General features: G+C 58.2%; 13 protein-coding genes. 7 read left to right on the top strand and 6 right to left on the bottom strand.

Annotated features, from left to right (window positions below; translation table 11 throughout):
* Nucleotides 1-146 precede the first annotated feature (146 nt).
* From DNI29_RS00665 to DNI29_RS00685, 5 genes are all read left to right on the top strand, one after another.
* The gene (locus tag DNI29_RS00665) at nucleotides 147-2,315 is read left to right on the top strand and encodes an L-type lectin-domain containing protein (protein WP_110976144.1); all 2,169 of its coding nucleotides are present in this window, start codon (nucleotides 147-149) and stop codon (nucleotides 2,313-2,315) included.
* A gap of 197 nt (nucleotides 2,316-2,512) precedes the next feature.
* The gene (locus tag DNI29_RS00670) at nucleotides 2,513-3,919 is read left to right on the top strand and encodes a sensor histidine kinase (protein ID WP_110976145.1); all 1,407 of its coding nucleotides are present in this window, start codon (nucleotides 2,513-2,515) and stop codon (nucleotides 3,917-3,919) included.
* Nucleotides 3,920-4,026: 107 nt separating this feature from the next.
* The gene (locus tag DNI29_RS00675; protein WP_110976146.1) at nucleotides 4,027-5,682 is read left to right on the top strand and encodes an NAD(P)/FAD-dependent oxidoreductase; all 1,656 of its coding nucleotides are present in this window, start codon (nucleotides 4,027-4,029) and stop codon (nucleotides 5,680-5,682) included.
* Nucleotides 5,683-5,934: 252 nt separating this feature from the next.
* Nucleotides 5,935-6,762, top strand: a complete 828-nt coding sequence (locus tag DNI29_RS00680; protein WP_110976147.1) for a metallophosphoesterase family protein — start codon at nucleotides 5,935-5,937, stop codon at nucleotides 6,760-6,762.
* Nucleotides 6,762-7,436, top strand: a complete 675-nt coding sequence (locus DNI29_RS00685; RefSeq protein WP_110976148.1) for a hypothetical protein — start codon at nucleotides 6,762-6,764, stop codon at nucleotides 7,434-7,436. The genes DNI29_RS00680 and DNI29_RS00685 overlap by 1 nt, the downstream gene beginning before the upstream one ends.
* Before the next feature lie 155 nt (nucleotides 7,437-7,591).
* Here the strand turns inward: DNI29_RS00685 and DNI29_RS00690 are convergent, their stop codons facing one another.
* Complete coding sequence (locus DNI29_RS00690; RefSeq protein ID WP_110976149.1) at nucleotides 7,592-8,962, bottom strand: lysophospholipid acyltransferase family protein; 1,371 nt, start codon at nucleotides 8,960-8,962, stop codon at nucleotides 7,592-7,594.
* A gap of 321 nt (nucleotides 8,963-9,283) precedes the next feature.
* Between DNI29_RS00690 and DNI29_RS00695 the strand changes: the two genes are divergently transcribed.
* Nucleotides 9,284-10,099, top strand: coding sequence for a tetratricopeptide repeat protein (locus DNI29_RS00695; protein ID WP_110976150.1), 816 nt, complete (start codon nucleotides 9,284-9,286; stop codon nucleotides 10,097-10,099).
* Between the two features lie 131 nt (nucleotides 10,100-10,230).
* On the opposite strand, the gene DNI29_RS00700 is transcribed toward DNI29_RS00695, so the two are convergent.
* The 5 genes from DNI29_RS00700 to DNI29_RS00720 all read right to left on the bottom strand — a co-directional run bounded on the left by DNI29_RS00700 (nucleotide 10,231) and on the right by DNI29_RS00720 (nucleotide 15,803).
* Nucleotides 10,231-11,307 carry a proline iminopeptidase-family hydrolase gene (locus DNI29_RS00700; RefSeq protein ID WP_238387967.1) on the bottom strand — a complete coding sequence of 359 codons (1,077 nt, stop codon included), beginning with the start codon at nucleotides 11,305-11,307 and terminating at the stop codon, nucleotides 10,231-10,233.
* A 317-nt stretch (nucleotides 11,308-11,624) separates the two neighbouring features.
* Nucleotides 11,625-12,731, bottom strand: a complete 1,107-nt coding sequence (locus DNI29_RS00705) for a chorismate mutase (RefSeq protein ID WP_110976151.1) — start codon at nucleotides 12,729-12,731, stop codon at nucleotides 11,625-11,627.
* Between the two features lie 100 nt (nucleotides 12,732-12,831).
* The gene (locus DNI29_RS00710) at nucleotides 12,832-13,677 is read right to left on the bottom strand and encodes a prephenate dehydrogenase (RefSeq protein WP_110976152.1); all 846 of its coding nucleotides are present in this window, start codon (nucleotides 13,675-13,677) and stop codon (nucleotides 12,832-12,834) included.
* A 68-nt stretch (nucleotides 13,678-13,745) separates the two neighbouring features.
* On the bottom strand, nucleotides 13,746-14,933 hold the full coding sequence (locus tag DNI29_RS00715) for a pyridoxal phosphate-dependent aminotransferase (RefSeq protein WP_110976153.1): 1,188 nt from the start codon (nucleotides 14,931-14,933) through the stop codon (nucleotides 13,746-13,748).
* A gap of 39 nt (nucleotides 14,934-14,972) precedes the next feature.
* On the bottom strand, nucleotides 14,973-15,803 hold the full coding sequence (locus DNI29_RS00720; RefSeq protein WP_110976154.1) for a prephenate dehydratase: 831 nt from the start codon (nucleotides 15,801-15,803) through the stop codon (nucleotides 14,973-14,975).
* Nucleotides 15,804-16,457: 654 nt separating this feature from the next.
* Between DNI29_RS00720 and DNI29_RS00725 the strand changes: the two genes are divergently transcribed.
* On the top strand, nucleotides 16,458-17,240 hold the full coding sequence (locus DNI29_RS00725) for a porin family protein (protein ID WP_110976155.1): 783 nt from the start codon (nucleotides 16,458-16,460) through the stop codon (nucleotides 17,238-17,240).
* Nucleotides 17,241-17,386: the final 146 nt, after the last annotated feature.

The raw sequence follows: 17,386 nt of genomic DNA on the forward strand, positions 1-17,386 counted from the left end.
TTCATCATCAGTCTTAATGCATTAAGTAGCAGCGCTTAATTGTGCTTTTTTGATTTGCGTGTTGCTACATAGGTTAGGTGGGTACCTTTGTAACTACTGTTGTGCTTGGCAACAGTACTGCTCTAGCTACTTCACACCTCATTGCAATGTTTCCTTTGTCTTATTTTGGGCATAATACCCCTTGTGCCTCTGCTACGGAAGTTACTACTCCGGGTAGCTTATCTGTTCGTCGCTTCTTATGGGGTAGTGCCCTTGTAGCGGGGATGGGCTTGTTTCAGGCCACTACGGCGCAAGCCCAAACAAACCTTTACCAGCTCAACGGAGATGCTACGGTGGGTACAGGTTGCTCCGCCAAGGATAACTTTATTGTAGTACCTAACGCGGGCAATAAGACAGGCTCGGTGTGGCGACTACAGCAACTGAGCTTGGCCAAGTCATTTACCATCCAGTTCCAGACCTATCATGGGAATAATGACGGTGGTGGCGACGGGATGATGTTTGCCTTGCAACGCAACCCCAGTGGTACCAGTGTAATAGGAGGAGGTGCTCAGAACATGGGTATGGCGGCTATTGCGCCATCCATTGCAGTGGAGTTTGATATTTACAACAATGCAGGTAACATCGGCGACATTGAAGCCGACCACATTGCTATAACTAAGAATGGCGAAATTGGTAAACCCCTAATTTTTACCACCCCAGCGGGTGGTACAGCCCAGGCTATTGCCGCTAAAGTGAATAGTGTCGGCAGCCCTGTCAATATTGAAGATGGTGCCTACCACCAAGCTCGTATTGTCTGGAATGCTAGTACACAAACCATGCAGGTGTATTATGACAATGCATTACGAGTTACCTATACGGAAAATTTGGTGCGTACCGTATTCGGGAACAACCCATTGGTGTACTGGGGCTTCACAGCTTCTACTGGTGGTGCAACGGCCCAGCAGGAGGTGTGCAGCATTTCCCTGCAGTACGACCACGACAACGATGGCTTAGTGGATGACCAGGATGCAGACGATGATAACGATGGTATTGCGGATGCTATCGAATCGGGTGATGCCCGGGCAAACAACGACGACGACAATGATGGGGTGTTAAACTACGAGGATGCTGATTACGGTCCGCTCAATGCCAAAGGGGTAGTAGCCCGGCTCGATACGGATGGTGATGGTATCATTAATCAGTTTGATCTGGACTCTGATAACGACGGAATCCCGGACGTAGTAGAAGGTACTGATGGGCAGATGAGTACGGGCTTCCGGGCCATTTACAGCGCCGCTAATGGCAACTACACTTCCAGCGTAGATGGCAGCGGCCGCCCACAGAATACCTCGGGCTTTACTACCCTACCCGACACCGACAAAGATGGAACGCCTGACTTCCTTGACCCCAACTCTGATGGGGACGCGGCCGCTGACTGGAAAGAAGCCTTCGATGACAACAGCAATGGCGTGTCAGTAGACGATTTCCGGGCTCGGGCCGCTGCCTTCGTTGCTGCTGGTGGCAACACTAGTTTCTACCCCAATACCGACCCCAAGAACAGTGGAGCTCCAGAGTGGCTTAATGACAGCAATGCCAATGGCATCCCGAACTTCCTGGATCCTACCAGCACCTTCTTCCACGACACAGATCTTGATGGGTTGGTTGACTTGCTGGACCCTTCCTCTTTAGGCAAAGCCTACGCCGACGTTTCCGGTATTCCGGATTACAATGCGAACGGCCTGACAGACTACCGGGATGCCCTCATAGTAACGCCCCTGCCTGTACAACTCCTCTCATTTACCGCTCGGGAGGCTGGTCTGCAGGCCGTGCTTACGTGGGCTACAGCTACGGAACTGAACAACGCCTACTTCGTGGTAGAAGCCAGCCCCGATGCGCACACATTCACGGCGGTAAGTGAGATAGCCGGTGCGGGCACGTCCAGCCAGCGCCGCGAGTACCGCTACACCGATGTAAACCTGATGCGGTACGCTACTGCTACGGTGTACTACCGGCTGCGTCAGGTTGACCAAAATGGTAAAGTGCAGTACTCGCCGGTGCAGCCGGTAGCGGTAAGCAGCGTAAGTGCTACCCTGGTAGCCGAGCCCAACCCCGTGACGGATGTGCTTACCCTGGAGCTGCGCGGCACGCTAGCTGGCCCGGCGCACCTAGTGGTTGTGAATGCGGCCGGCCAAACGCAACTAGCTGAGGATGTAGTCTTGACGTCCGGCATTACAACTCTGCGGGTGCCCCAGGCAGTCCGTTGGCCCCGCGGTGTGTACTGGGTGCAAGTAGTGCAAGGGCAACAGCGCTTCTCCACGAAAGTAGTGCGCCAGTAAGTACGCGGCACTTTAAGGCCTAAACAGCGAAGCCACCTATCGTCTCCATTCAGGAGGCGGTTGAGGTGGCTTCGCTGTTTAGGCCTTAAAGTGAAAAGATAACCTCCTACCTTATCATAGTATCAGAGCGTCGTGCTATCTAGCTCATCAAAACGCGAACCTCCTGATGCTAGTAGGAGCACCTTTTTGAGGAAACCATGACAACTACTGCGCCCATTTTGCCCGATGAACTAGCCCAGATAGCTATGTTCGCCGATTTGCCCACGTCTACCCTGCAATGGCTGGCCAACCGCGGCGCACGGCGCATTTTTGCCCCCGGTGAAACCGTCGTACAAACCGGCGACGAAGCCGAGTACATGATGGCGCTGCTGCGTGGGGGCATTCAGTTCTATGGGCAGCGCAACGGGCAGCGGGAGCCGGGCTTCCGGGTAGAAGTAGGGCAGGTCACGGGCGTGCTGCCCTACTCCCGGCTGCGTATCATTTCGCGTGAGGGGGTAGCCCTGGGCGAAACCGAGGCCTTTATGCTTCACCGCAACCTGTTTCCGGAGCTGGAGCAGGTAAGCCCGGAGCTGGTGCAACGCTTAGTAGGGCTGATGAGCGACCGGGCCCGGCTGGAAGCGCGTAGCCAGGAGCGCGACGACAAACTGCGGGCCCTGGGCAAGCTCTCGGCTGGCCTGGCACATGAGCTAAACAACCCGGCCGCCGCCATCATGCGAGCTGCCGAAAACCTGGCCACTTTACTACAAGCCAAGCCCGCCCTGCTACTGGAGTTCGTGCGCCACTGCCCCAGCCCCGAAACCCTGCAGGCGCTGGCAGAGTTGGCAACCGGCTCGGTGGCTCCTACCCCGCCCACCCAGTCGGCACTGGCGCGGGCCGATGCAGAGGATGAGCTGGCGGATTGGCTGGAAACCCAGGGCGTTTCGGATGGCTACCAACTAGCCGGCGGCCTGCTTGATGCGGGCCTGACCCTGAGCCAACTAGAGCCCGTAGTAGCCGACTTGCCGGAGCCGGCCCGCCCGGCGGCTCTCAGCTGGCTGGAAGGGCAGCTCACTACCCGTCGGCTGGTGCTGGATGTGCAGGAAGCAGGCTCGCGTATTACTACCCTCGTTGCCAACGTAAAGACCTACAGTCACATGGACCGTGGGAGCAACTTTGCGCCCCTGGATGTGCATGACGGCCTGGAGAGCACGCTCAATATTATGAGCTATTGCCTGCGCGAGGAAAAGGTTACCGTTGTCCGGGACTATGCGCCCGCCCTGCCGCCCGTGAGCGGACAGGTCAGCAGCCTCAACCAAGTCTGGACCAATCTGCTCGACAATGCCATCGACGCCCTACCCCCCGGTGGCGAAATAACCGTGCGCACCCGGCAGGAAGGCGACTTTGTGCGCGTATTCATCATTGATAACGGTCCTGGCATTCCGCCCGAGGTGCTGCCCCACATCATGGAGCCTTTTTACACCACCAAACCAGCGGGCGAAGGCACCGGCCTGGGCCTCGACATAGCCCTGCGGATTATCGAGCAGCACGGGGGGCGGCTAGAGGTTCAGTCAGTGCCCGGGCGCACGGAATTTGGCGTGTGGCTGCCAGTGATAGGGCGCAACTAAGCCGAAATTGAGAAACCCCCATTGCTGCCCGATAACGCATTTCAGTATTCCTTTGTACTGCTACTCCACCCGGCAGCAGATATATTGACCAGCCTCCCCTCCTTCCTATGAAAAAGCCTGTTTTACTTTGCGTTGATGATGATCCTCAGGTACTGAGCGCCATCGACCGGGACCTGCGTCAGGAGTTTCGGCGCGACTACCGGGTACTGCGGGCCAGCTCGGGCCGGGAGGCGCTGGCCACCATTCAGGAGCTGAAGGAGCGGGAGGAGCCTCTGGCCTTAATTCTGGCCGACCAGCGCATGCCCGATCTGGAAGGCGTGGAGGTCCTCACGCAGGCCCGCCAACTCTATCCCGATGCCAAGCGCGTGCTCCTGACGGCCTACGCCGATACGGAAGCCGCTATCCGGGCCATCAACTCGGCCCGCCTCGACCATTACCTCATGAAGCCCTGGGACCCGCCCCAGCAACTGCTGTACCCTACCCTGCATGATCTGTTGCGGGCCTGGGAAATGACGTACAAGCCGCCTTTCCGGGGGGTGCGCCTGATCGGGTTTCAATGGTCGCCTCGCTCCCACGACCTCAAAGATTTTCTGGCAGGCTACCTCATCGGCTACCAGTGGCTTGATTTCGAAACTGATTCGGAGGCGCAGGCCTTGCTGGCTCAGAAAGGCTTAACCGCCAGCGACCTGCCAGTGGTAGTATTGGAAAACGGCACGGCCTTGCCTAACCCCACGGCTACGGAAGTTGCCACCCGCATTGGTCTGGTAGTGCAAGCCTCTCAGGAGCTGTACGATGTAGTGGTTATTGGCGCCGGCCCGGCCGGCCTGGCCGCTGCGGTGTACGGCGCTTCGGAAGGACTAAAAACGCTGGTGATAGAGCGCCAGGCCCCCGGTGGGCAGGCCGGCACTAGCTCCCGCATCGAAAACTACCTGGGCTTCCCGACGGGGCTTAGCGGTAGTGAACTGGCCCACCGCGCCTGGACCCAAGCCGTGCGCCTAGGCGCCGAGTTATTGGCTCCGCAGGAGGTAGTAGATATGTGCGTGCAGGACGGCTACAAAGTGCTCACCCTGAGCGATGGTGGCAAAGTGCAGACGCGGGCCGTGGTGCTCACTACCGGCGTTAGCTACCGCACGCTGGCCGCACCGGGTATGGACCGCCTGAGTGGGGCAGGGGTATACTACGGGGCCGCGCGCACCGAGGCCCGCACCTGCCAGGAGCAGGACGTATACATTGTAGGTGGGGGCAACTCGGCCGGACAGGCGGCTATGTACCTGGCTACCTATGCCCACCGGGTGTACATCGTCATTCGGGGCGCTAATCTGGCTGCGTCCATGTCGGCTTACCTCATTGAGCAGATTGGCCAGACGCCCAACATTGAGTTACTGCCTTTCACGGAGGTAGCCGAAGTGTACGGTGATGACCACCTGGAGGAAGTAATCCTTAACCGCCAGGGGCAATTGGAGCGGCGGCCAGCCCGGGCCCTCTTTGTGTTCATTGGAGCCAAGCCCAGTACCGAATGGGTGTGCAACACCATTGTGTGCGACGCGAAAGGCTTTGTGCTGACCGGCCGCGACCTGGTGACGGACCCGCGCTACGCCACCTCTTGGAAGCACCCGCGCCGGGAGCCCTACCTGCTCGAAACCTGTGTACCCGGCGTGTTTGCCGCCGGTGATAGTCGGGCGGGAGCCATGGCCCGGGTTGCCTCGGCAGTAGGCGAGGGCAGCATGGCCATCAAGTTCGTGCACCAGTACCTCGATGAGTAAGAAGCGGGGTAGGAGCTTAGAAAGAAGAATTTTAATGGAAACTGAGACTTTCTGAGGGCCGGGTAGGGAGCTGATTTTTGGCTGCAAAAGGCTAAAAAGGCCGCTTTGCCCAGGAAACGCTTCTGATAAAAGCCTCCTCAGTGTGTCTGAGAATGACCCCTCAAGCTCAACAAACCGTAGGCTTCACTGGTATATAGCGCCGGAACTATCCCGCCGGGTAGTTTACCTATTGTTGTTCTTGTGCCGAGGCATATGCGCTCATTTTTCCGAACCCTCCCCTCACGTACTCTTCTTCCTGTTGCGGCTGCTCTCTTGTTTGGTGGCTGCGAGATGCTGGAGTTTAGCCCCAACGACCACCGCGCGCCCGATCGTCAGCAGGACCTGACGGCTAAAAACCTGGCCCGCCTAAATCAGAACCCGCTGCCTGCTGGCGATACCCTGCGCTTTGTATTTACCGGTGATTCTCAGCGCTTCTACGATGAAGCCGAGGACCTGGTGAAAAGCGTAAACCAGCAGGCTGGCGTGCAGTTTCTGATTATTGCCGGCGACATTTCCGACTTCGGTTTTGGCCGCGAGATGCGCTGGGTGGATGACCATCTGCGCAAGCTGAAAATCCCCTACGTCACCGTTATCGGCAACCACGACTCGGTGGGCAACGGGCGCAAAGCCTACGAGGCCATTTTCGGGCCCCTGAACTACTCGTTTGCCTACGGCGACACGAAGTTTATCATGACCGATACCAACGGGCGGGAGTACAACTTCGATGGCAAGATTCCGAACATGCCCTGGGTAAACCAGGAGCTGAAGGATACCTCCACGCGCCGGCACGTCATCATCTCGCACGTACCGCCCCAGGATGAGGACTTTGACCCCGCCGTACGCGACGCGTACGTAACGGCCCTGCGCAACGACCCGCGCCTGGCCTTCGAGATGAACGGCCACCGCCACGATTTCAGCATCGGGGAGCCCTTTAATGACGGCGTCACCTACATCAATTCCTACGGCTTCGAGAAGCGCCAGTACGTGATTGTGACCGTGTGGGGCGACAAACAGTTTCGGTTGAAAAAAGTACAGTTCTAATGGTACAGCGACTACTCCTGGCCGCCCTGGCGGCTGCTCCGCTGGCCGCCTTCGCGGGCCCCAACGGCCTCACTACCCTACCCGACACCACGGGCGCTACCCCCTCATCGGGCCTGAGCCCGGCTCCTGTGCAGGCTGCGCCTGCCGAGCCCCTGCCCTGGTACCGGCCTCGCCACGTAGTAGCCCAAACGGGCGGCGGCTTGGGCATGGTATCGGCGGGCTTTGGGTACTCCCTCAAAGACCGCCTTGATCTGGATATTCTTATTGGCTATGTGCCCCGCAAGTACGCAGGCTCCCGGCTGTCTATTTACTCGGCCAAGCTGCTGTACTCACCCTGGACCCTACCCCTGGGCAAAAGCCAAAAGTGGGCTCTGAAACCTCTGATGGTTGGGGGCTACTTCAGCTACACCCACGGCACCCTCAACGACGAAGAACCCAACCAATATTACCGCGGCTACTACTGGTTCTCGACGGATACACGGGTAGGGCCCTTGCTGGGAAGCCGCCTGAGTTATGCTCTGCCGGCCACGGCCAAAGGCCGCTCGCGCAATCTGTCGGCTTATTATGAGTTGGGCTCCAATGATTTGTATGTCATTAGCTATGTTCAGAACCTGAAGGGCTTATCCCCCGTCGATATTCTGACTCTGAGCCTAGGACTGAAGCTGGATATCTAGCCGAGTAAGCCAGTACTACCCCCTGCTTCAGCCTTACCCCCCCTTTGCATACCAGACAAGCCCTTGCTTCCGGCGCGGAGGTAGGGGCTTGTTGCGTTTTAGGGGGTAGGAAAACCCGCTTGTGGGTAACTGGGGCACTAAGCCTGCTACTTTACTTACCGCGCGGCCAGATAGGTTTCCCGGGCTTCGCGCAGCAAGCGAATCAGTTCGGTGCGCTGGCGGAGCAGGCCTTCCACAACGGGCCGCTGTCGCCGGAATAAGTGCAGAGCCCGCAACCGGCGTATGCGGCTTGCCAGGTTGCCCCAGTAGCTGAGGGCATAGAAGCCGGAAAGGGGTAGGCTAAGCAAGTACAGCAGCGCCCAAATCCAGCTTTGGGTGAAATGATACACCAGCGCGGTTTGTCCTGCATACGCCAGCGTGAACGTGAGCATGCCCGTTACCAGCATAATGGGCGCTACAAACTCCACATCCTTGGTAGCCCGGCGGGCAATCATGGACGGAATGATGTAGGGCACGTAATTATTGATGACACCGTAGAGGTAAAACGGAGCACCCAGCACCAGCCGCAGCCCGGCCACCAGGGCCCGCGTGGCCCGGCTGGAGCCGCCGGGTCGGGTTTCCAGAGCCTCATCGGTGAGGCGAAGGCGCTGTAGCTCCAAGTGGTAGGCGTGCACCTTGGTTTGCAGTTCATGCAGGCGGCCGGCATCGTGCTCCTCGAAAAAACGCACGGCCTTCAGCAGCACGCGGCTGAGCTGGAAGTTGTCGTAGAGGGTTTCTTCGTCGTCCTGGATGAGGTGCTGGCCGAAAGTGCGCTCCACCTGGGTAATGAGCTCATCTTCCTCATCGGTGCGAGTAATAATCAGGCACGACTCCATGCGGCGGCGGATTTCCTCGGTCAGCACATCAGCGGCGGCTTCGGGGTCTTGCTGGTACTGAGCGGCGTAATCGGCTACCCGAATGGGCTCTGCCAGGTCCATGAACACATCGGAGCGGAACCGTTGCGGATCAAAGTAATTGATGCCCAGGGGCAGAATGTGCAGGCCCAGCTTGAAATCATGCCGGGCTTCGGCGCCCAGCGCAATACGGGCCGCCCCGGTTTTCAGGGGGCGCAGCCGCCGCTCCGATACGCTGGTGCCCTCGGGGAAAATCATGATGGTGCCGCCCTTGTCAAAGTAGTCGTAGCAGCGCCCGAAGGCTTTTTCGTTTTGAGCTTCCAGCTGAGCGGGCGTCAGGGTTTCGGCCCCGGTATCCAGGTCCTGGCGGCGATAAATCGGGATGGAGTTGCCCGATTCCATAATAGCTCGCGAGATGGGGTTCTTGAAAAAGGTGCTCTTGGCCAGGAAAGCAATGGGCTGACGGCGGTTTACGGCCGCCACCAGCGGGTCCATGAGGGTATTGGGGTGGTTGCTGGTGATGAGCAAAGGGCCGCGCATGCGCAGGCGCTCGGGGTGGCGCACCTCCAGGCGACGGAAAAACACGCGCAGGGCCACCTGCACGAGGGGCTTCATCACAGTATAAAAGAGCATGGCCGCAAGAAAGGAAGAAAGTAATGGGGAGTATACTCAGCCGTAGCCCCGAGGTTGCTTCTGCTGAGCCAGGCGGCAACCTGCGCATTTTTCCTTCAGGCTGCCGCTCCACAATTTGCCCACATCAGACTTTTCAGGGCGGCTACAAAGGCTTCGCATAGCCGGAAGGGGGTAGGGAAAGCTTTGCATAGCGCTATAACTAGTCCTTCGTACTACGGCCATTGGTATCAGCGTTGTAGAAAGAAATGCCCCGGCAGCGCCGTGAGGTTGCGACTGCGCAAATTCCAGCATCTTTGGGGCCGATTTTACCGTTGCTCTCCTATGCGTCTGTCCTGCCTGTTGTTGTTGCTGTTCTTTCTGGCTCCTGAGGTAGGGAGGGCCCAAACTACAGCCGCCACCGAAGCTGCCGCCCAGGCTACGGCCCTGCGCCGAGCCAATAAGTTAGTGCTGGAGCGCAAGTATGAGTCGGCCTGGAAGCTGCTTAAGTTTCTGGACCAGATGAATCAGGACCCCGCTGTGGCGCTGAAGAAAACGGAGCTGGCCCTGAACTATTACACGGCCACCGACGAGTTGAAACGCTTTGCCTTCCGCGACCTGAAGCTGCTTGACCTCTCGCCCGACAGCCTGCGCCAACTGGGCGTAGATACTCCGCACTATTCCTTTCCGGTGCGGCGGGTGCTAGAGAAACTTCAAGAAAAATACCCCGACAACTACAAGCTTGACCGCGCCCTGGGCGACTACTATTTCGCGGTGCAACAGTGCGACTGCGCCGAGGAGGAACTAGGAGAAGATGAGGTGTTTCAGCGCACTATCAAGCACTATCAGCTGGCCCACGACCACGGCCAGGGCGACTACCTCTCGTACTTTGCCCTGGGCTACTCTTACCAGCGCCTAGGACAGTTTCAGGAAAGCCTTGCGCCCTTCGAGCGCTCTGTTCAGTTGCGAAAAGATGCGCCCACTACCCACCTCAACCTGGCCTTTGTGTACCTGGAGCTCAAGCAGTTTGAGAAAGCCCAGCTTCACGCCCGCCGCGCCGTGGAGCTCTTCCCCGACGACGCCCACAAGCAGGACGCAGCCTACCTGCTGGGGCAAATTGAGGACCGTATGAAAGCTACCGCCGCCACCAAGCCCGAGTAGCCTCGTTCTGTGTTCCGGCCCGCCGCCAAAGGTACCCGGCTGGAACACGTCCGCGTCACCTGACTAAAAAGAACGTCACTCGTCTACCCCATGTAGCGGCTCAAACCCTCCGGGCTGGGAAGAGGAGTGAGCTACAGCGTGGTGCCTGCTTTAAACGAGCCATCGTCCACGGATTTTAGGAAGCGGATGAGGCCCCGGAAATAGGTCTGCTGGTCGTCCCACATGCTCATGTGGCTACCTTGGGGGCAGAGCAGGTAGTTACCCTTCTGTACGCGGCAGCTCATTTCCTCCATGTCCTTGGGGTTCATGGTATCAAACTGCCCGCCAATCATGAGGGTCGGCACGGTTATCTGGCCTAGGTCGTTCCACCGGTCCCAGGTAAGCAGGCGGCCGGCGGTTTTGAACTCGTTGGGGCCCTGCATCAGCTCGTACACGTGCTGGTTGACGTGCTTAAAGGAGCGAGCCACCGGGTCGGGCAGCTCGGGCAGGCGCAGCAGGTGCTTAGAATAGTAGTTCTTGAATACCAGCCCTTCGTAGGTGGGGTTATGGTAGTCTTTCTTGGCCTCGAACTTCTCCAAGGAGTCTAGCAGGGTAGGGCGCAGCTGGGCCCGTAGGGTTTTGTTGTAGGCATCGTAGCGCGGAATGCTGGCCACCATGTTCGAGATGACGAGACCGGCCAGATGGTCCTGGTGCTTGAGGGCGTACTCCAGAGCCAGAATGCCGCCCCAGGAGTGGCCTAACACGTAAAACTTGTCGATACCCAAGGACTGCCGTACCTGCTCCACCTCGTCCACGAACCGCTCGGTGCACCACAGGTCGTCGTCCGTGGGCTGGTCGGAGTAGTAGGAGCCGAGTTGGTCGTACTCATAGAACTCGATGCCTTCCTGCGGGAAGAAGCTCTCGAAGCACTCAAAGTACTCGTGGGTCATGGCCGGGCCGCCGTGCAACAGCAGGACCTTGATTTTACCCGTCCCGAACCGCTTTGTCCAAACCTTGAAGGTTCCCTTGGGCGTCTTGATGGGAATCATCTTCACGCCGCCACTGCGAATACCCGATTCAAACGGTTTCAGATACGCCGAAGGGGTAGCGGCTGGAGCTGCATTACCCGGTGCGGATGCCGCATCAGGCTTCTGCTGGCAGCCAGTTGCCAGTGCAAGGGTAGCAGCCAGCATCAGGCCAGCTTTGCGGGCGGGGAGGGGGGTAGGCATAGCAGAGGTCAGTTCGTTTCTTAATAGTAGAAATAACTGACCGAAAGCCTGCTAAACGAGTTGAGCAAGCCATCCGTCCCGGTCAATGTGTTACCCCCGCTAACGCGACAAACCCTTGACGTATGGGGTCAAGGGTTTGTCAGGATGAAGTGCTGTAAGGTCTGGAAAGCAGCAAAACCGGAACGTCATGTCGAGCTAGTCGAGACATCTCACTCGAATCGTTGAGTTAGTATCGTGACGTCAGCACGCGAGATGTCTCGACTAGCTCGACATGACGTTCTGGCTTTACCTCATCAGCTCCGTTACCCCGCGCCCTACTATTCCAGGTTCTCGCGGTTCATCACGCGGTTCTGGCGGTTGATGGACTCCAGGTGCACGGCGTCGAAATACTTCAGGATGAAGTCGCGGGTGAGGCCAAGCTGGTTGCCCTGCTGAATGCCACGCTCCAGAATCTCGTTCCAGCGGTTGGTTTGCAGAATGGTGATGTCGTTGTCCTTCTTGTACTGCCCGATGCTCTCGGCTACCTGCATGCGGCGGCCCAATAGATGCAGAATCTCATCATCAAGCTGGTTGATTTGAGCGCGCAACTGGCTGAGCTTGTTGAGGAATTCTTGCTGGTCGGTGGTTTCGTGGCGCCAGATCAGGCCATCGAGTAGCTCGGCGAGACGCTGGGGCGTTACCTGCTGCTTGGCGTCGCTCCAGGCATTGTCGGGGTCAATGTGCGACTCCAGCATCAGCCCGTCGAAATCCAGGTCGATGCTTTTCTGGGCCACGCTGGCCAGGCCGGTGCGGTTGCCGCAGATGTGGCTCGGGTCGCAGATGATGGGGAGGTCGGGCAGGCGGCGCTTCATCTCAATGGGCAGGTGCCACATGGGAGCGTTGCGGTACTCGGTGTTGCCGTAGCTGGCGAAGCCCCGGTGAATCAGCCCGATTTTCTGGTTGCCTACCTTGGCCAGACGCTCCACGGCGCCCATCCACAGCTCCAGGTCGGGGTGCACGGGGTTCTTAATGAACACCGGAATATCTACGCCCCGCAGCGCATCGGCCACGGCCTGCACCGAGAAGGGGTTTACCGTGGTGCGGGCCCCAATCCAGAGCACGTCCACATCGAAGGCCAAGGCGTCTTCTACGTGCTTAGGGGTAGCAACTTCCACGGTGGTGGGCAGGCCCGTCAGCTGCTTGGCGCGCTGCAGCCAGGGTAGGCCCTTGGTGCCAATGCCCTCGAACAGACCAGGCTTAGTGCGGGGCTTCCAGATGCCGGCCCGGAGCATATCTACTTTGCCGGTGGCGGCTAGCTGAGTGCAGGTAGCAATAAGTTGTTCCTCGGTTTCCGCCGAGCAGGGCCCGGAAATGATAAGCGGCTTTTTGGCAAGGAATTTCGGGTGCTCAGCCGCGTCGGCAGGAGAAGTGAGAAGCTGTTCCATGAGTATGTTGAGGTTTTGTTTCTGTGATGGGGGTAGGGAAGTTGACTAAAACTAGTTTCCCCTTAGATAAGGAGAGGAGCTAGCTTTCTAGCTTTAGTTCTTACTTCAAAATTTTCTTGATCAGGTTGGCCTGTTCGATTTGTTGATAAACAGCTGAGTAGTCTTCCTGATGGATCAGCTCACGCAGATGCTGCAGCTGGTGGATGTGCTCGTCGAGCACGTCCAGCACGTTCACGCGGTTCTGACGGAAGATGGGCACCCACATATCCGGCGAGCTTTTGGCCAGGCGCACCGTCGATTCAAAGCCGCCGCTGGCCAAAGCGAAGATTTGCTGTTCTTCCTTTTCCTTCTCTAGCACCGTGAGGGCTAGCGCGAAAGAGGTAATGTGCGAAATGTGCGAGATGTAAGCCGTGTGCAGGTCGTGGGCCGTGGCATCCATGTACACCAGCTGCATGGCCAGGCGGCCGAATACGGCCTCCACCCGGGCCACGGCGTCCTCGGCGCTGCGGGCCGCGTCGCAGATAACCAGGGTTTTGCCCTTAAACAAACCCGGCACAGCCGCCGAAGGGCCCGAGTATTCGGTGCCGGCCATGGGGTGCACGGCCACAAATCGGGTGCGGTGGGGGTGGGCCTCTACGGCCGCCAGCAGGGTAGCCTTAGTGGAGCCAACGTCAATCACCACTTGGCGGTCGGTGGCCGCGTCCAGTACTTGGGGTAGCACACCCAGCATAGCGTCCATGGGCACGGCCACCACCACCAAGTCGGCACGCTGCACGGCTGCGGCTAAGTCGTTTGCTACCTCATCAACCAGGCCCAAGGCTATGGCCTGCCGCTGGTTTTCGGGGCTGCGGTCCACCCCGATGATATGATGAGCCAGGCCGGTTTCCTTGAGGCTAAGGGCCAGAGAGCCGCCAATCAGGCCAATTCCGATGATGGTGACTACCATGTGGTGAGATGGTGAACTGGTGAGTTTCGGTCTAGGGTCAAAAGGGGCCCAGCTGCTGCCGGGTTTAATTAGGCGGGTAGGGTAGCAGGCGTTTCTCGGGCGGCTTTGATGCGGCTGAGCGCGGCGTACAGGACTTCTGTGGTTTGGCACAGGCTTACCCGAATGAACTTGTTGCCATTGCTGCCGAAAATGCCGCCCGGCGTAATAAACACATTGGCCTGGTACAGCAGCTCGTCGCTGAGAGCGTAGCCATCGGCATAGTCGGCCGGAACCGCCGCCCACACAAACAAGCCCACCTGATTGCGGCTGTAGGTGCAGCTAATAGTATCCAGCAGCTCAAACACCAGCTGGCGGCGGGCCGCGTAGTGCGCGTTCAGCTCTTGGTACCAGGTAGCATCCAGGTTGAGAGCTTCCACGGCGGCCAGCTGCACTGGCAGAAACATGCCTGAGTCGAGGTTGCTTTTGAAGCGCAGCACCTCCTGCAGTAGATCGGCTCGGCCTGCCAGCATTCCTACGCGCCAGCCTGCCATGTTGTGCGACTTACTCAGGGAGTTCAGCTCCAGCACCACTTCCCGCGCCCCCGCTACTGCCAGCAGGCTCTGGGGCTGCTCGGTGTTCAGAATAAAGCTGTACGGGTTGTCGTGTACCAGCAGGATGTTGTGGGCGGTGGCAAAGGCCACTAGTCTCTCAAAGAAAGCCGCATCGGCGGCGGTTCCGGTGGGCATGTGGGGGTAGTTTACCCACATCAGTTTCACCCGGCTTAGGTCACGCTGGGCCAGGGCCTCCAAGTCGGGCAGCCAGTGGTTCTCGGCCGTTAGGTCGTACTCGAGGGGGGTAGCGCCGCTTAGGTGGGCCGCGGCCCGGTAGGCGGGGTAGCCGGGGTTCGGAATCAGCACCTCGTCACCGGCTTCCAGAAACGTCATGCTCACATGAATAATGCCCTCCTTGGAGCCCAGCAGGGGCAGGAGTTCCGCTTCCGGATCCAGCGTTACGCCGTACTGCCGCTGGTACCAGCCGGCCATGGCCTGGCGCAGGGCCGGCACCCCCTTGTAGCTCTGGTAGGCGTGGGTATTCGGCTGTTGGGCCGCTTGCGTGAGAGCCGCTACTACCCTGGGGTGGGGTGGCAAATCGGGGGAGCCAATACCCAGGTTGATAATCTGCTTGCCCGCTTTGTTGAGGCCGTCAATTTCGCGCAGCTTCTGCGAGAAGTAGTATTCCTGGGTGTGCTGAAGGCGGCTGGCTACGGAAACTTGCATGGGGTAGGCTGCTCAGGATGACAAAGTGAGGTTTATACTTTAGTGCGTGTCGCCTTTGTGGTAAACCCCTAGCACTTCCAGTCCTTCGGTGAGTGGGGTAATGGCCTGGAGGGCGGCTTGCAACTGCTCGGGTTCCTCAAATTCCAAGTCGGCGTGGAAGTAGTAATGCCAGGTGCTGCCGGGTTTGGGGCACGACTGCAGCTTGGAGAGGTTAATGCCCAGCTCGGCAATACGCACCAGAATCCGCGCCAAGCTGCCTTGCTCGTGGGCAGTATGGAAGTAGAGCGAGGCTTTATTGGGTAGGGTTACCTCCCGAGTGTTTTCGGGGCGGGCTACCACCAGAAAGCGGGTGTAGTTCTTTTTCTCGGAGTGAATATCGGCCTGCAGAATGGGCAGCTCGAACAACTCTGAGGCCAGCGTGCCGGCCACGGCCGCTATGCCCGCGCGGCTACCCTCCCGGATGCGCTGGGCGCTCAGGGCCGTGTCCTCGGTTTCCACGAGCCGCCAGTGCTTGTAGCGGTTCAGGTAGTCGGCGCACTGCAGCAGGGCCATGGGGTGGGAGTGCACTTCGGTAATATCCTCTGGCCGCTGCCCCGGCAGGGCCATCAGGTGCTGCCGAATATGCAGATACGTCTCGCCCATCACCCGCAGGCCCGACTTCCGCAGCAACGTGTAGTTGGGCAAAATGCTGCCGGCAATGGAGTTTTCGATGGCCATAACCGCCGCCCCGGCCGTGCCCCGCACCACCGAATTCACTACCTCCCCAAACGTGGCGCACGGCACTACCTCCACCTCGGGGCTAAAGAAGCGTCGGGCGGCTATCTGGTGGAAACTGCCTTCGAAACCCTGAATGGCAACGGTTGGGAGCATGGTACTGGTAATGAAAAGGTATTAAAAAAGGCCTCCGGAGTGCGGGGCCTTGGTTTTGCGGTAGTAGCTGCTTCAGGTCAGCTTCGGCAAATCAGGCCCGGCTTCTTTGTAAAAAAGAAGTGATGGTAGCCGTAATAAAAGAAAGCCGAGGTGAGCATGAGCAGCAGTGCGTGAGCGTAAAAAAAGCGCCTCCCGAGGTTGTCGAGAGGCGCTGTATGTTTCGGTTGGGGAAGCTACAGGAGGGCCGCTCGACTACGTGGTGACGTAGTAGAAGTAGTAGCTAAAAAAGAAACGGCCGGTGTGCTGAAGCATGGAAAATCAGGTGCTTTGTGCCAGCAAGGTGAAGCACATCTGCGGCAATTCCAAATTAATTTTTTGGCGGCTTACACGAACAAACGTTTGGAAGCAGACGCTCGTCAACATGAAAAGGCCATGCAATAGGGTAGTCAATATTGGAAGCTGTTCATGAATATAATTCACTGCAATACAGTGTATTGAGTTTAATTTTTGAGTTATATATCGAGCCTTGTTACAACCAATTTAAAAGCGCTGTCAGGAAAGTTGGCACGGTTTTGTAATACTACCCTCTCTGAAGCCGGCAGCCACCCGCTGCGCACCTCTGGTAGCCGGCCCTTCCTTCCAACCTTTCCTGCCATGAATACGAAGCGACTTTTCGGCCGCCTGGCCGCTGCTGCCCTTTTTGTTACTGCATTTGCTACCGCCTCCGAGGCGCAGATTCAGCCCCACCGCGTACCGGCTTACACCGGCAAAGCCCAGGCCCGCCCGGTTCGCTCTACTACTTCTTATTCCTCCTCGTCTTCTGCTACCGATGGGGTCAAGTTTGGCATCCGGGCCGGCGTAAACGTTTCAGACTGGTCGGGGGATGCGGTGAACAGCGTGATGGACCTGGCCGACTATACCAACGGAGCCATAACCAAGGAAATGAAACCTGGCTTCCATGCTGGCCTATACGCCTCGTTGCCCCTGGGCCCGCGTTTCGCCATTGAGCCGGGAGTAAGCTACTCCGAGAAAGGTACCGTGCTCACGGGCCGTATTCCGCTGGAGCAGTTCGATTTCCTGAATGCCAAAGTGAAAGCCACTGCCCGCATGGCCTACCTCGATATTCCGCTGCTGGCCAAAGGCTACCTTACCGATGGGTTCTACGTGTTTGCCGGTCCGCAGGCTTCGGTGCTGCTTTCGGGTAAGGCCCGCGTGAATGCCAGCGCCCTGGGTTTCTCGGCCTTCAATGAGAACTTTGATATCAAAGACCAGTTCCGCCAAGTAGATTTCTCGGTGACGGGTGGCCTGGGCTACCAGTTCCAGAACGGCCTGGGCTTGAGCGCCGGCTACGACTACGGCCTCTCTTCCCTGGACAAAAACAATAATTTCGACGCCCAGAACCGCGTGATTAAGGCGTCCGTCAACTACTCGTTCTAATTCTCTCTCCCACTACCTATTCCCTGCACAAAGGCCCCACCGAAAATCGGTGGGGCCTTTTTTTATAGGCACAAGAAATACAAGCGTAAGAATAAAGCACGGCAATCAGCTGTAAAGCCGAAGTCGGCCCGGCGGCGCTTACAGCG

This window comes from Hymenobacter sediminis (genome assembly GCF_003231285.1).
Classification (GTDB): domain Bacteria; phylum Bacteroidota; class Bacteroidia; order Cytophagales; family Hymenobacteraceae; genus Hymenobacter; species Hymenobacter sediminis.

Bases quoted from the DNA above. Each gene is read 5' to 3' on its own strand.
- DNI29_RS00665 (WP_110976144.1), top strand. From the start codon at position 147: ATGTTTCCTTTGTCTTATTTTGGGCATAATACCCCTTGTGCCTCTGCT.
- DNI29_RS00670 (WP_110976145.1), top strand. From the start codon at position 2,513: ATGACAACTACTGCGCCCATTTTGCCCGATGAACTAGCCCAGATAGCT.
- DNI29_RS00675 (WP_110976146.1), top strand. From the start codon at position 4,027: ATGAAAAAGCCTGTTTTACTTTGCGTTGATGATGATCCTCAGGTACTG.
- DNI29_RS00680 (WP_110976147.1), top strand. From the start codon at position 5,935: ATGCGCTCATTTTTCCGAACCCTCCCCTCACGTACTCTTCTTCCTGTT.
- DNI29_RS00685 (WP_110976148.1), top strand. From the start codon at position 6,762: ATGGTACAGCGACTACTCCTGGCCGCCCTGGCGGCTGCTCCGCTGGCC.
- DNI29_RS00690 (WP_110976149.1), bottom strand. From the start codon at position 8,962: ATGCTCTTTTATACTGTGATGAAGCCCCTCGTGCAGGTGGCCCTGCGC.
- DNI29_RS00695 (WP_110976150.1), top strand. From the start codon at position 9,284: ATGCGTCTGTCCTGCCTGTTGTTGTTGCTGTTCTTTCTGGCTCCTGAG.
- DNI29_RS00700 (WP_238387967.1), bottom strand. From the start codon at position 11,307: ATGCCTACCCCCCTCCCCGCCCGCAAAGCTGGCCTGATGCTGGCTGCT.
- DNI29_RS00705 (WP_110976151.1), bottom strand. From the start codon at position 12,731: ATGGAACAGCTTCTCACTTCTCCTGCCGACGCGGCTGAGCACCCGAAA.
- DNI29_RS00710 (WP_110976152.1), bottom strand. From the start codon at position 13,677: ATGGTAGTCACCATCATCGGAATTGGCCTGATTGGCGGCTCTCTGGCC.
- DNI29_RS00715 (WP_110976153.1), bottom strand. From the start codon at position 14,933: ATGCAAGTTTCCGTAGCCAGCCGCCTTCAGCACACCCAGGAATACTAC.
- DNI29_RS00720 (WP_110976154.1), bottom strand. From the start codon at position 15,803: ATGCTCCCAACCGTTGCCATTCAGGGTTTCGAAGGCAGTTTCCACCAG.
- DNI29_RS00725 (WP_110976155.1), top strand. From the start codon at position 16,458: ATGAATACGAAGCGACTTTTCGGCCGCCTGGCCGCTGCTGCCCTTTTT.